We start from the raw sequence: 12,086 nt of genomic DNA, 5'->3' as shown, positions 1-12,086 counted from the left end.
CCGGTGGAGCCGTGGACCGGTGAGGAGACGGTGGACGACGTCTTCGAGGTGCGTCGCCGGGCCTCGCTGTACGTCTTGGCGGCCGTCGTGCCGCTGCTGCTCGCCGGTGGTTTCGGTGCTCTGGCCTGGTGGCTGGAGGAGATGGTGCTCTGGGTCGGCTGCGGCTTCTTCGCGCTGCTGTTCCTGCTCGCCGTGCCGGGCCTGCTGGATGTGCGCACCCCGTTGTTCGTGGCGGACTCGCACGGCATCCGGCTGCGGTCGGGCCGCCAGTGGGTGGGCCTGCTGTGGCGGGAGATGGCCGGTATCCACGTGGAGCCGCGCATGGGCCGCCACGACCCGTGCCTGAAGGTGGTGAGTCCGGACGGATCACGTATCTACCGGGCTCCGCTGGGCTTCGCGACCACCGTCTCGGTGGGCGAGGCAGAGGTGCAGTTGGCGCGTCGGCAGGCCGCTGCCGCATACTGAAACGTCACCTGACGACGTACCTGCACCCTGCGAAAGGCGCTCATGGAGCCGGCCGACACCCAGCCCAGCAACCTCAACATCGCCAACGCCCTCACGGTGCTGCGCATCATCGGCGTCCCGGTGTTCGGATGGCTGCTGTTGACGCAGGGCGGTGAGAGCGTCGAGATGCGGATCTGGGCGTTCGTGGCCTTCACGCTGCTGATGATCACCGACCGGATCGACGGTGACCTCGCACGTAGTCGGGGACTCGTGACGAACTTCGGCAAGCTGGCCGACCCCATCGCCGACAAGGCGCTGACGGGCATGGCCTTCGTGGGCCTGGCGATCATCTTCGGCACCTGGTGGTTCTGGGCTGCAGTCATCCTGATCCTGCTGCGCGAGTGGGGCATCACCGTGATGCGCTTCATCATCAAGAAGTACGGGGTCATGCCGGCCAGCCAGGGAGGCCGGATCAAGACCACCCTGCAGGCGCTCGCGATCGGCGGCTACCTGTTGCCGTTGGAGTTGTGGGACGGCACCGCGAGCACCGTCCTGCTCGTGGCTACACACATCGCCTTCGCCGGTGCCTTCGCGATCACGATGTACACCGCCGCGCAGTACGTGCTGGATGCCCGGCGGCTCCGTGCGGAGCAGAAGTCCGCGGCGTGAGCAGCCCGGCCGCGTGTGCGATCACCGCGCTGCGGTCGTGTGGTCACCGGGTCGCCACGGCGGAGTCGCTGACCGGTGGCCTGCTCTGTGCGACGCTCGTGGACGTCGCCGGGGCGTCCGACGTCGTCGTCGGTGGCGTGGTGGCGTACACGCCCGAGGCCAAGGTCGAGCTGCTCGGCGTCGATGCCGTGGTGGTGGACGAACGGGGCACGGTGGATCCCGAGACTGCTCGTCAGATGGCCCGGGGTGCGCTGGCGTGTGTGCCGGGCGCAACCCTCGCGGTCGCCACCACCGGGGTGGCCGGCCCCGACCCCAGCGAGGGGCACCCGGTGGGAACCGTGTTCGTCGCCGTGGCGGACGCGCGCGACGTCCGGGTGGAGCGTCTTGTGCTCGCGGGTGGACGTGCGCAGGTCCGTGAGGGGACCGTCGCCGCTGCGCTCTCGATGCTCATCGATAGGGTGGGGGAAGAAACACCAGTGAACGGACGTTGAACTGAACGCCCATGACCTGTTTGACGCAAGACCCGTTTGACGGAGGTGCGCGATGACCACGATGCGACAGCTCATCGGTGAGATCCTGCGCGCCCGCCGGCTGGCTCAGGGTCTGACGCTGCGCGACGTCTCCGCCCGCGCACGAGTCAGCCTCGGATACATCTCCGAGGTCGAGCGTGGGCAGAAGGAGCCCAGCTCTGAGCTCCTGTCCGCCCTCGCCACCGCCTTGGACGTGCCGTTGTCCAAGGTATTGCTCGACGTCAGCACCCTGTTGGCCATCCAGGAGGCCACGGATCTCGCGAGCGTCTCCTCGATCACGCCGGACGACGTCGAGGCCTCCGCGGCCTGACCCGACCACGGTCCCGTCGGGCCGGCGCGCGTCATGCGTCGTCAGGTGTGCTTGTCGGCGTTCGCCTCGATCACCTCGCGGAGCCAACGTGCCAGCCCCGGGGCGTGCCGGTCGTACTCGGCCGCGAAGCGCTCGTCCTCGGTGAACAGCGCGGCCACTTGGCGCTGCAGGCTGTGGTCGGCGTCGTAGAACCGGTTGAGGTTCGCGCGGTGTCGCTCGGCCACCGCGTCGGCGCGGTCGGACCCCGGTTGGACTCCGGCCTCGAACGCTGCGACGGCGTCGGCGACGAGAGCGTCGGTCTCGGCCTTCACCTCGATCCAGTCCTGCTTGGTGTAGTGCGCGACTCGCTCCTGCGACTGCTCCCAGGCCGGAGTGTCGCCCCAACGCTCCTCGGCCTCGGCCTGGTACGCGGGGTCCCAGGTCTCGCCGAAGACCTCGAGCTGCTCCTGTGGGGTGAGCCTGATACCTGACATGTGTGCCTCCATCTCTCGTTCGACCGACGTCACCATGGCCCGCACCCGTTCCAACCGCTCGGTGAGCAGCCGGTGCTGGTGGCGGAGGTGCTCGACGGTGTCGGTGTCGCCGTCCAGGAGGGCGGCGACGTCGTCGAGCCCGAAGCCGAGGTCGCGGTAGTAGAGGATGCGGGTCAGCCGATCGACGTCGTCAGCGTCGTACAAGCGGTAGCCAGCAGCGCTGCGCCCGCTCGGTTCGAGCAGGCCGACGTCGCCGTAGTGGTGCAGCGTGCGCACCGTGACGCCTGCCAGTCGGGCCAGCTGTCCGACCGTGTGGGTGGCCTCCTGCGTCTCCATCCGTTCCCTCCTGTTCGGGCTCGCTGACCACGATGGGGCCTCACGTGACGTGAGAGTCAAGCGCGAGGTCCAGTGTGACGTGTCGGGGTGTCGTGGACACCTGTCATGCTGGTGCGCGATGAGGCACAGCGAGTTCTGGGAGCGGATGGAGCACCACCTCGGTGCGGGCTATGCGCGGGTGTGGGCCGACACGCAGGTGATGGCGGAGCTGGGTGGACGCACGGCGCTCGAGGCGCTCGAGGCGGGCGTCGGGCCCAGGCAGGTCTGGCGGGCCGTGCATGCGCGGCTGGAGCTCCCCGCGTCCGAACGCTGAGCCCCCGTGGTCGCAGGTGACGGCACCGCCCCGAGCTTCACAGGACGGTGGTCCGCGCGGGAAGGTGGGCCCCAGTGGGTGACTGGCGCCAGGCGGGACCGCGGTCCTGCAGTAGTCCACTGGCGCGAGTCGGGAGGCGGCGTGTCGCACCCCTGATCGAACAGGTGTTCGGGTTAGACTATCCACAGGTCTGACGCCCCACGAGGTCGGATCCACAGGCGGGTCGATGAGGCCCGGGAATGTCTGAGGGATCTCGTAGCGTCGAAGATGACCGGCCACCCACGAGCAGAAACGGATTTCGCCGATGCCTCCCAAGACTCCCAACCCCCCCGTCACGGCCGTCGACGTCGACCAGCGCGAGAAGGCGATCGACAACGCCATCGCCCAGATCGACCGTTCCTACGGCAAGGGCGCCGTGATGCGCCTGGGTGAGCGCGGACGGGTCCCTGTCAACGTCATCCCCACCGGAGCGCCGGCACTCGACGTCGCCCTCGGTATCGGCGGACTGCCCCGCGGTCGCGTCGTGGAGGTCTACGGCCCGGAGTCCTCCGGCAAGACCACGGTCGCCCTGCACGCGGTCGCCAACGCGCAGAAGGCCGGGGGAGTGGCGGCGTTCGTCGATGCCGAGCACGCCCTCGATCCGGACTACGCCCGCAAGCTCGGCGTCGACACCGACGCCCTGCTCATCTCCCAGCCGGACTCCGGCGAGCAGGCGTTGGAGATCGCCGACATGCTGATCCGCTCCGGCGCGCTCGACATCATCGTCATCGACTCCGTGGCCGCCCTCGTGCCGCGCGCGGAGATCGACGGGGAGATGGGCGATTCCCACGTCGGCCTGCAGGCACGGCTCATGAGTCAGGCGCTGCGCAAGATGACCGGCGCGATCAACGGCTCGGGCACCACGGCCATCTTCATCAACCAGCTGCGCGAGAAGATCGGGGTCATGTTCGGAAGTCCCGAGACCACCACCGGCGGCAAGGCGCTGAAGTTCTATGCCTCGGTCCGCCTGGACGTGCGTCGTATCGAGACGCTCAAGGACGGCACCGACATGGTCGGCAACCGCACCCGCGTCAAGGTGGTCAAGAACAAGATGGCCCCGCCGTTCAAGCAGGCCGAGTTCGACATCATGTACGGCCAAGGCATCAGCCGCGAGGGCAGCCTGATCGACCTCGGGGTCGAGGCGGGCTTCGTCCGCAAGGCCGGGGCCTGGTACACCTACGAGGGCGACCAGCTCGGCCAGGGCAAGGAGAACTCCCGCCAGTTCCTGCGCGACAACCCGGACCTCGGTGAGGAGCTGGAGAAGCGCATCAAGGAGCACCTCGGCGTCGGACCGGTCCTCGACGAGCCCGCCGAGGACGGCTTCGCCGAGGGCGGGGACCTGCCCGCCACCGAGTTCTAATGTCGGAGGACGAAGGCCCCGGCGGGGGTGCCGGGCCGGGGGCGGCAGAGGGTGCTGCCGGGGGTGCCGGGAGTGCCGGGAGTGCCGGGCCGGGGTCGGCAGAGAGCGCTGCCGGGGGTGCCGGGCCGCAGGCGACGGAGAAGACGGAGTCCGTGGCTCGGACGATCCTGCAGCGGCGGTTGGCCGAACGCGATCACAGCCGAGCCGAGCTCGCCCAGTTCCTGGCGCGCAAGCACGTCCCGGTCGAGGTGGGTGATCGGTTGCTCGACAGGTTCGAGGAGGTTGGTCTCATCGACGACGAGAGCTTCGCGAGGGCCTGGGTGGAGTCGCGTCAGCGCAGCAAGGGCACGGCGCGCTCTGTCCTGGCCATGGAGCTGCGTCGCAAGGGCATCGACGACGACCTTGTCACCGAAGTGCTGGCCGATCTCGACCCCGAGCAGGAGCGAGAGGCGGCGCACCGCCTGGTCCAGAAGAAGCTGCGCAGCCTGCACGGTCTGGACGACACCACCCGGATCCGTCGTCTCACCGGGATGCTGGCGCGCAAGGGCTACTCGCCGCAGGTGGCCTTCGACGTCGTCCGGACCGAGCTGGACGCCGAGCCGGAGCCCATCGAGTCACTCTGAGGCTGCGGCGTCGGTCCGCGACGTTGCCGGGTTCAGCCGTTGTCGTGGATGTCCTTGCGGAGCTGCTCGGCGATCTCCCGCTCGGAGTCGAAGTACGACAGCCCCCACTGAGCGACCCGGGCCGGATAGCGAGCTTCGTGCCGGTCGGCGAGGAGGGCGCGCACCTGCTGCAGCTCCTCGCGGCGCCGAGACAGCTGCTCGAGGTAGTCATCGAGGACACCGATCGTGGACTCGGGACTGGCCATGGCACCGAGCATGAGCCGCAGGGCCACCGGATGCTTCAGGACCGGGATCGGGTCCTCCGGCGGGGTGGCGAGCCACTCCTCGAGGGTTGCCAGTCCGGTCTCGCTGAGAGTGAACCGGCGTGCCCGGCGCCTGCCCTCGGCCGCGTCCTGTGACATCACCAGGTCGGCCTCGGCCAGGCGGTCGAGCTCGGTGTAGATCTGACTCATCGCGGGGGACGTCCAGTAGAAGCGCATCGTGCGGTCGGCGCGCTGCTTGATCTCATAACCGGTCAGACCCTCCTCGCGGGTCCGGGCATCGAGAGCCAGCAGGCCCAGCAGGGCGTATGACGTCATCGACAGGTCGGTGCTCATCAGGCTATTCTACCTTCCGAGTAGGAATATGATGGGCGGAGGCGCCATGGGTCAGGTTCTGCTTCTCCTCGGGACCCGCAAGGGTCTGTTCGTGGGGCGCTCCTACGACGATCGACGATCGTGGCAGTGGGACGCACCGATGTTCGCCATGCAGGAGATCTACTCAGTCGCCGTGGATCTGCGCGCGGAGCGCCCACGCCTGCTGGTGGGTGCCACGAGCCCGCACTGGGGACCTCAGGTGTTCAGGTCCGACGACCTGGGGGAGACCTGGTCGGAGACTCCCGGTGGTGCCATCCGTTTCGACGAGGACTCAGGCGCCGCCCTCGAGCGTGTCTGGCAACTACGTCCGAGCCCGCACGACGACGGCGTCGTCTACGCCGGGACCGAGCCGTCTGCGCTGTTCCGATCCACCGACGCCGGCGAGACCTTCCAGATCGTGCGTGGCCTGTGGGACCACCCGCATCGCCCGACCTGGGTGCCCGGCGGGGGAGGGCAGGCCATCCATACGATCGTGCCCCATCCCACCGATCCCGAGACTGTCACGGTGGCGATGTCGACCGGTGGCGTGTACCGCACCGAGGACGCGGGGGTCTCCTGGCGGCCGTTCAACCGCGGTATCGGCGCGGAGTTCATCCCCGGGGAGACCCCGGAGTACGGGCAGTGCGTGCACAAGATCGCGGTGGACGCCGCAGACCCCGACCGGATGTACGCACAGAATCACGGCGGCGTGTACCGCACCGACGACGCCGGCCGGTCCTGGCACAGCATCGCCGCCGGACTGCCTGCCGACTTCGGGTTCCCCATCGTGACCCACCCCCACCGTTCCGGCACGATCTTCGTGTTTCCGCTCGTGGCCGACATCGAGCGGTTCCCACCGGGCGGCAAGCCTGCGATCTGGCGTTCCGACGATGCCGGCGAGACGTGGCGCGAGACCGGACCGGGTCTGCCGCCGCAGGCACACACGGCGGTGCTGCGTGATGCCTTCTGCAGCGACCTCGCCGACCCGTTGGGCCTGTACGTCGGCACCCGTCACGGTGCGGTGTGGATCAGCGACGACGAGGGCAGCACGTGGGTCGAGGCGCGCTCCAACCTGCCCGACGTGCTGTGCGTCCGGGCTGCGCACGTGCCGGGCTGAGCAGCCCGGTCCCGCAGGTCTGCCGCCAGCGACCTACAGTGATCGCCATGGCCTCGACCCTGGACCTCTACACCAAGCTGTCCGCGCTGCCGCAGGGCAAGCGACTGTTCTCCATCGCCTACGGCAGGAAGGCGCCCTACTTCGGGTCGATCCACCTGATGGTCCGTGAGATGGCCCCCCACCACGGTGAGATCACCATCCCCAAGCGCCGCAGCGTGCTCAACCACATCGGCACCGTCCACGCGATCGCCGCTTGCAACGGGCTGGAGGCAGCCATGGGGCTGCTGGCCGAGGCCACCTGCCCCGCGGACTCACGCTGGCTGCCCAAGGGCATGGAGGTGAGCTATGTCGCCAAGTCCGACGGACCACTCACCTGCACCGCCACGTCGACGGCCGAGGACTGGGAGAACGGACCGGACGTGCCCGTGACGGTGCAGGCCGCGCTGCCGGACGGCACTGTCACGGTCGAGGGCACCATCCACCTGTGGGTGACCAAGAAGTCACGGGCGACGTCGTAGGGGCGACGTCGTAGGGTCGGGGCCAATCAGTAGCAGGAGCCTCAGGGGCGCGCCGAGCTCGCCCCGGCGCTGTCGGCCTGGACCTGCCCGGCGACCAGCTGCACCTGACCGGCTCCAGAGCTGCTGTAGCGGCGCTGCAGGTAGTTGGCCAGGATCGACAGCATCAGGTTGAGGATGATGTAGATCAGACCCAGCACGATCGCGACGGCGAGATAGTTGTTGAACGTCCGCCACAGCTCACGGCCCGCATAGGTCAGGCCCGGAGCGAGCACGTAGAAGCCCAGACTGGTGTCCTTCAGCGCGACGATGCACTGGCTGACGATCGACGGCAGCATGATCTTGATCGCCTGCGGCAGCTGGACGATCGTCATGACCTGCGTCTTGCGCATCCCGATCGCGTACGCCGCCTCGGCCTGCCCCTTCGGCACAGCGTTGATACCGGCCCGGAAGATCTCGGCGAGCACCGACCCGTTGTAGAGGATCAGCCCGAACACCAGGGCCGCGAGATCGCCCTGGCGGAACCCGCGCAGGCTCCAGATGAAGATGATCAGCATCAGCAGGGGCACCGCACGGAAGAACTCGACCACCAGCCATGAGGGCCAACGCACCACGAAGTGGTCAGAGAGCTTGCCGACACCGAAGAACAGCCCGAAGATCACCGCTGGGATGATGGCCAGCACAGCGGCCAGGATCGTCCACCCCAGCCCCTGGAGCAGGGTGATCATGAGACGCGGGGTGACGAAGGGCTCCCACTGCCGCGCGGTGAACTGGTTCTCCGTGTGCAGCTTCCAGACGGCCAGGGCCGTGGCGACGATGAGCACCAGGATCCACAGGCCACCGATCACCCGGTAGCGGCGGACCGCCCGGGGGCCCGGGACGTCGAAGAGGACTGAGCTCATCAGGACACCGCCCATCGGCGTTCGAGTCGGTTGGCGCCGAAGGAGATCGCCTCGACGATGATGATGTAGCCGAGCGCGATACCGCCGAAGAGGAACCAGCGGTCGCCGGGGAAGTCGCGCAGGCCGCCGCTGAGCCGGAACGTGGCCTCGGCGATGCCGAAGCCCGCCGCGAGCGAGGTGTTCTTGGTCAGGGCGATGAAGACGCTCGCCATCGGCGGCACCACGATCCGGAAGGCCTGCGGCAGCACGACCTCCGTCATGGTGAGCGAGAACGGCATCCCGATGGACCGGGCCGCCTCCGCCTGGCCGACCCCCACGCCGTTGATGCCGGAGCGGATCGCCTCGGCGACGAAGGAGGACGTGTACAGCCCCATCGCGAGTGTCGCCATGACGAAGTAGCCGAAGTCGACACCGATCGGCGGGAGCGCGTAGTAGGTGAAGAAGAGGAGGATGAGCAGCGGCGTGTTGCGAAAGACCGTCACCCAGGTGACGGCCGTCCCGCGCAGCACGGCGATCGGGCTGACCCGCGCGATGCCGACGAGGGTGCCGAGCACCAGCGCCAGGGCGCCCGATGCGAACAGCAGCTGCACGGTCTTGAAGAACCCGTCCAGGATCAGGTCCCAGTTCTGGATCAGGGCGTCCACGACTCACCTCCTCCGGTGGTCCTCGGGCGGTGCCGGGTTGGGCCCGTCGCCGACGGACCCGACCCAGCACCGAGGTCGATCAGCTCTCGCAGGCGTCCAGCTCGGGTGCCTCGGGCACCTCGTTGCCCGACTTGCCCAGCGTGAGGTCGAATGCCGTCTCGAAGTCGCCGTCGTCGAACGCGTCCTGGATGGTGTCGGTCAGGAACTGGCACATCTCCGGCGCGTCGGGGCTGTAGCCGACGCCGTAGCGCTCCTCGGAGAACGGCTCCCCGACGACCTTGAGCTCGTCGGGGTTCTCGGCGGCGTAGCCGAGCAGGATGGCGCCGTCGGTGGTGACCGCGTCGACCGAGCCGTTGAGCAGCTGGTCGTTGCACTCGGAGTAGGTGTCGAACCCGGCGGGCTCGGCCCCGTACTCCTGCTCCACGGTGTCGATGGACGTCGAGCCGCGGACCGAGCAGACCGTCTTGCCGTCCAGGTCCTCGGGGCCGTTGATGCTGTCGTCGTCGGCGGCGACCAGCAGGCTCTGGCCGGTGACGTAGTAGGGACCGGCCTGGCCGACGATCTCGCGACGCTCGTCGGTGATGGAGTAGGACGCGATCACCAGGTCGACCGTCCCGTTCTGCAGGAACGGCTCGCGGTTGTCGGAGATCGTCTCGACCCACTCGATGTCTGCCGGCTCGATGCCGAGCTGACCGGCGATGATCTTGCCGAGCTCGGGGTCGATCCCGGTGGGTTCGTCCTGGCCGGCGCCGCGGAACCCGATGCCGGGCTGGTCGTACTTGACGCCGATCTTGATGGAGCCCTGCTCGGCGAGCTCGGCCATGCGCGAGCCCTCCTCGAAGTCGGGGCTGTCGGCGACGTCGTACTCGCCGGACTCGTCGCTGGAGTCGCTGCCCGCGTCGCCGCAGGCGGCGAGGGCGAGCAGCGCGGCGGCCGAGACGGCCGCCCATCGTGTGGTGCGGAACTTCATGGTCGTTCTCCTGTCGTTGATGGGCTGAGTCGGATCAGTGCTTGAGGATCTTGCCGAGGAAGTCCTTGGCACGATCGGTCTGCGGGTTGGTGAAGAACTCCTCGGGGGTGTTCTCCTCGACGATGCGGCCGTCGGACATGAAGAGCACGCGGTCCGCCGCGGTGCGGGCGAAGCCCATCTCGTGGGTGACGACGACCATGGTCATGCCGCCCTTGGCGAGGTCGACCATGGTGTCGAGGACCTCCTTGATCATCTCCGGGTCGAGCGCCGACGTGGGCTCGTCGAAGAGCATCACCTTGGGCTCCATCGCCAGGGACCGGGCGATCGCGACGCGCTGCTGCTGTCCGCCGGAGAGCTGAGCGGGCAGCTTCTGTGCCTGGTTCTGCACCCCGACGCGCTCCAGCAGCTCCATGGCGCGCGCATCGGCCTCGGCCTTCTTCTGTCCGCGGACCTTGATCGGACCGAGGGTCACGTTCTCCAGGACCGTCTTGTGGGCGAAGAGGTTGAAGGACTGAAAGACCATGCCGACGTCGGCGCGGAGCTCCGCCAGCGCCCGGCCCTCATCGGGCAAGGTCCTGCCGTCCACCTCGACGGTGCCCTCGTCGATCGTCTCCAAGCGGTTGATCGTCCGGCACAGCGTCGACTTGCCGGATCCGGACGGCCCGATGACCACGACGACCTCGCCGTGGCCGACCTCGAGCTCGATGTCTTGCAGCACATGGAGGGAGCCGAAGTGTTTCTGCACGCCCCGCATGGCCACCATGGGTGTGTCGACCATGGACGGAAACCTATCGTTTCCGCGGGGTCGGAGGACAACCCCGTAACCAGAACGTCACCGTCCGAGCAGGCACCGAGAACTACAGGCCGAGCACCGCTCGTGCGATCAGGAAGTACACGACCAGACCGGTGGCGTCCACGAACGTGGAGATGAACGGGTTGGAGAACACGGCCGGATCGACCCCGAGCGTCCGGGCCAGCAAGGGCATGGCTCCACCGACGGCGGCGGCCATGGTGCAGATCGAGGCGAGGGTCAGACCGACGACCAGACCGATGGTGCTGTCATAGACCAGCGCCGTGAAGACGTACCCGGCCGCGCCGAGAAGCACCCCCAGGCTCAGGCCCACCCGTAGCTCGCGGAGCACCACGGTGCCGACCTCGCGCGGGGCGACGTCGCCCAGGGCGATCGCGCGCGTCACCGTCGTGGCGGCCTGGTTCCCGGTGTTTCCGCCCGTGCCGATGAGCAGGGGGATGAACATCGACAGCACCACCAGCTCCTCGAGCGTCGACTCGAAGACCTCGAGCACCTGGACGGTCAGGGTGGCCCCGATGGCCAGCACGAACAACCAGGTGAGCCGGGAACGCACGATGCTGCGGATCGGTGTCGACAGGTAGGGGCGTCGCAGGGGCTCGGTACCACCGATGCGTGCCTGGTCCTCGCTGTCGGCGTCCTCCAGGACGCGGAGGGCGTCGTCGACGGTCAGCAGGCCCACCAGGCGATTCTCGGCGTCGACGACGGGCAGGGCGAGGGCCTTGGAGCCGACGCAGCGCCGCGCGACGTCCTCGGCGTTCTCGTCGGCTCGCGCGGTACGGACCTCGTGGGTGAGGTCGAGGACTCGTTCGGCGGGATCGGCGGCCACCAACCGGGGCAACCCCACGACGCTCACCACCTGGCGGCCCGCGTCCACGACGACGACCGTGTGGGTGGAGTCCACCTCGGGGCCGGCACGACGGACCCGCTCCATGGCCTCGGCGACGTCGGCACCCACGCCGACCGAGACGAACTCCGGGCTCATCCGCCGTCCGATGGATCCTGAGGGGTACCCGAGCACGGTGGCGGTGAGGTCACGCTCGTGCTGCGAGAGGCCCCTCATCAGCCGATGGGCGACGGTCGCCGGGAGCTCGTCGAGCAGACCGACGCGGTCGTCGGGGTCAAGCTCGGCGAAGACCGACGCCACCTGCTCGTCGCGCAGCCCCTCGACGATCTCGGCCTGCAGCGCCGGGTCGAGGCGCTCGAACACCTCCAGCGCCGCGGACTTGGTGAGCACTCGAAAGAGCACGGCGCGACGACCGGTGTCGAGCCGCTCCAGCAGCTCCACGAGCGCGTCGCCGTCCAGGAGTCCGACGAGGTCGGCAAGTCTCGGCAGGTCCTGGTCGGCGAGTGCGTCCAGGACGGCTTCTCGGTCGTGGGGTGTCTGCATGGTCCTCCTTCGTCGGGACCATCGTCGTC

At 68.7% G+C, this 12,086-nt stretch carries 16 protein-coding genes; 9 read left to right on the top strand and 7 right to left on the bottom strand.

Translation table 11 applies throughout. From position 1 onward, the window contains the following. The first annotated feature begins 3 nt into the window (after positions 1-3). Genes ACEVFP_RS11290 through ACEVFP_RS11275 form a run of 4 tightly spaced genes read left to right on the top strand, consistent with a single transcriptional unit; the run spans position 4 to position 1,953 of the window. Entirely contained in the window at positions 4-465 is a 462-nt protein-coding gene (locus ACEVFP_RS11290; RefSeq protein ID WP_374999563.1) for a hypothetical protein, read from the top strand. A gap of 42 nt (positions 466-507) precedes the next feature. Next, complete coding sequence (locus ACEVFP_RS11285; protein ID WP_374999562.1) at positions 508-1,113, top strand: CDP-alcohol phosphatidyltransferase family protein; 606 nt, start codon at positions 508-510, stop codon at positions 1,111-1,113. After that, positions 1,110-1,604, top strand: coding sequence for a CinA family protein (locus ACEVFP_RS11280; protein ID WP_374999561.1), 495 nt, complete (start codon positions 1,110-1,112; stop codon positions 1,602-1,604). Before ACEVFP_RS11285 ends, ACEVFP_RS11280 begins: the two co-directional genes overlap by 4 nt. 52 nt (positions 1,605-1,656) lie before the next feature. Next, positions 1,657-1,953 (top strand): helix-turn-helix domain-containing protein, encoded by a 297-nt coding sequence (locus ACEVFP_RS11275; protein ID WP_374999560.1) that lies wholly within the window; start codon positions 1,657-1,659, stop codon positions 1,951-1,953. Positions 1,954-1,994: 41 nt separating this feature from the next. Here ACEVFP_RS11275 and ACEVFP_RS11270 read toward each other — a convergent pair whose 3' ends face one another. Beyond that, on the bottom strand, positions 1,995-2,762 hold the full coding sequence (locus tag ACEVFP_RS11270; RefSeq protein ID WP_374999559.1) for a MerR family transcriptional regulator: 768 nt from the start codon (positions 2,760-2,762) through the stop codon (positions 1,995-1,997). Between the two features lie 118 nt (positions 2,763-2,880). Between ACEVFP_RS11270 and ACEVFP_RS11265 the strand changes: the two genes are divergently transcribed. From ACEVFP_RS11265 to ACEVFP_RS11255, 3 genes are all read left to right on the top strand, one after another. Next, positions 2,881-3,075 carry a DUF3046 domain-containing protein gene (locus tag ACEVFP_RS11265; RefSeq protein ID WP_374999558.1) on the top strand — a complete coding sequence of 65 codons (195 nt, stop codon included), beginning with the start codon at positions 2,881-2,883 and terminating at the stop codon, positions 3,073-3,075. A gap of 304 nt (positions 3,076-3,379) precedes the next feature. Beyond that, positions 3,380-4,474: a recombinase RecA gene (gene recA, locus ACEVFP_RS11260; protein WP_374999557.1), complete on the top strand. Its 1,095-nt coding sequence runs from the start codon at positions 3,380-3,382 to the stop codon at positions 4,472-4,474. Beyond that, complete coding sequence (locus tag ACEVFP_RS11255) at positions 4,474-5,097, top strand: regulatory protein RecX (protein ID WP_374999556.1); 624 nt, start codon at positions 4,474-4,476, stop codon at positions 5,095-5,097. Before recA ends, ACEVFP_RS11255 begins: the two co-directional genes overlap by 1 nt. 32 nt (positions 5,098-5,129) lie before the next feature. Here the strand turns inward: ACEVFP_RS11255 and ACEVFP_RS11250 are convergent, their stop codons facing one another. Continuing rightward, positions 5,130-5,693, bottom strand: a complete 564-nt coding sequence (locus ACEVFP_RS11250; protein ID WP_374999555.1) for a PadR family transcriptional regulator — start codon at positions 5,691-5,693, stop codon at positions 5,130-5,132. A gap of 46 nt (positions 5,694-5,739) precedes the next feature. Here ACEVFP_RS11250 and ACEVFP_RS11245 point away from each other — a divergent pair, with 46 nt between their 5' ends. After that, positions 5,740-6,828, top strand: coding sequence for a WD40/YVTN/BNR-like repeat-containing protein (locus tag ACEVFP_RS11245; protein ID WP_374999554.1), 1,089 nt, complete (start codon positions 5,740-5,742; stop codon positions 6,826-6,828). A gap of 47 nt (positions 6,829-6,875) precedes the next feature. Then, a complete protein-coding gene (locus tag ACEVFP_RS11240) occupies positions 6,876-7,346 on the top strand; it encodes a hotdog fold domain-containing protein (protein ID WP_374999553.1) in 471 nt (156 codons plus the stop codon). Between the two features lie 41 nt (positions 7,347-7,387). On the opposite strand, the gene ACEVFP_RS11235 is transcribed toward ACEVFP_RS11240, so the two are convergent. From ACEVFP_RS11235 to mgtE, 5 genes are all read right to left on the bottom strand, one after another. Further along, positions 7,388-8,245 carry an amino acid ABC transporter permease gene (locus ACEVFP_RS11235; RefSeq protein ID WP_374999552.1) on the bottom strand — a complete coding sequence of 286 codons (858 nt, stop codon included), beginning with the start codon at positions 8,243-8,245 and terminating at the stop codon, positions 7,388-7,390. Then, entirely contained in the window at positions 8,245-8,889 is a 645-nt protein-coding gene (locus ACEVFP_RS11230; RefSeq protein ID WP_374999551.1) for an amino acid ABC transporter permease, read from the bottom strand. The genes ACEVFP_RS11235 and ACEVFP_RS11230 overlap by 1 nt, the downstream gene beginning before the upstream one ends. 79 nt (positions 8,890-8,968) lie before the next feature. Further along, a complete protein-coding gene (locus tag ACEVFP_RS11225) occupies positions 8,969-9,859 on the bottom strand; it encodes a glutamate ABC transporter substrate-binding protein (protein WP_374999550.1) in 891 nt (296 codons plus the stop codon). A 34-nt stretch (positions 9,860-9,893) separates the two neighbouring features. After that, a complete protein-coding gene (locus tag ACEVFP_RS11220; protein WP_375003811.1) occupies positions 9,894-10,622 on the bottom strand; it encodes an amino acid ABC transporter ATP-binding protein in 729 nt (242 codons plus the stop codon). A 94-nt stretch (positions 10,623-10,716) separates the two neighbouring features. Next, a complete protein-coding gene (mgtE, locus tag ACEVFP_RS11215; protein ID WP_374999549.1) occupies positions 10,717-12,057 on the bottom strand; it encodes a magnesium transporter in 1,341 nt (446 codons plus the stop codon). Positions 12,058-12,086: the final 29 nt, after the last annotated feature.

The organism is Aeromicrobium sp. CTD01-1L150 (assembly GCF_041951745.1).
Taxonomy (GTDB): Bacteria; Actinomycetota; Actinomycetes; order Propionibacteriales; family Nocardioidaceae; genus Aeromicrobium.
Note: the sequence above shows the minus strand (reverse complement) of the source record. Positions and strands in the feature narration are given on the sequence as shown.

Coding starts and splice junctions, on each gene's coding strand:
- ACEVFP_RS11285 (WP_374999562.1), top strand. CDS start 508: ATGGAGCCGGCCGACACCCAGCCCAGCAACCTCAACATCGCCAACGCC.
- ACEVFP_RS11275 (WP_374999560.1), top strand. CDS start 1,657: ATGACCACGATGCGACAGCTCATCGGTGAGATCCTGCGCGCCCGCCGG.
- ACEVFP_RS11270 (WP_374999559.1), bottom strand. CDS start 2,762: ATGGAGACGCAGGAGGCCACCCACACGGTCGGACAGCTGGCCCGACTG.
- ACEVFP_RS11265 (WP_374999558.1), top strand. CDS start 2,881: ATGAGGCACAGCGAGTTCTGGGAGCGGATGGAGCACCACCTCGGTGCG.
- recA (WP_374999557.1), top strand. CDS start 3,380: ATGCCTCCCAAGACTCCCAACCCCCCCGTCACGGCCGTCGACGTCGAC.
- ACEVFP_RS11255 (WP_374999556.1), top strand. CDS start 4,474: ATGTCGGAGGACGAAGGCCCCGGCGGGGGTGCCGGGCCGGGGGCGGCA.
- ACEVFP_RS11250 (WP_374999555.1), bottom strand. CDS start 5,693: ATGAGCACCGACCTGTCGATGACGTCATACGCCCTGCTGGGCCTGCTG.
- ACEVFP_RS11245 (WP_374999554.1), top strand. CDS start 5,740: ATGGGTCAGGTTCTGCTTCTCCTCGGGACCCGCAAGGGTCTGTTCGTG.
- ACEVFP_RS11240 (WP_374999553.1), top strand. CDS start 6,876: ATGGCCTCGACCCTGGACCTCTACACCAAGCTGTCCGCGCTGCCGCAG.
- ACEVFP_RS11235 (WP_374999552.1), bottom strand. CDS start 8,245: ATGAGCTCAGTCCTCTTCGACGTCCCGGGCCCCCGGGCGGTCCGCCGC.
- ACEVFP_RS11225 (WP_374999550.1), bottom strand. CDS start 9,859: ATGAAGTTCCGCACCACACGATGGGCGGCCGTCTCGGCCGCCGCGCTG.
- ACEVFP_RS11220 (WP_375003811.1), bottom strand. CDS start 10,622: ATGGTGGCCATGCGGGGCGTGCAGAAACACTTCGGCTCCCTCCATGTG.
- mgtE (WP_374999549.1), bottom strand. CDS start 12,057: ATGCAGACACCCCACGACCGAGAAGCCGTCCTGGACGCACTCGCCGAC.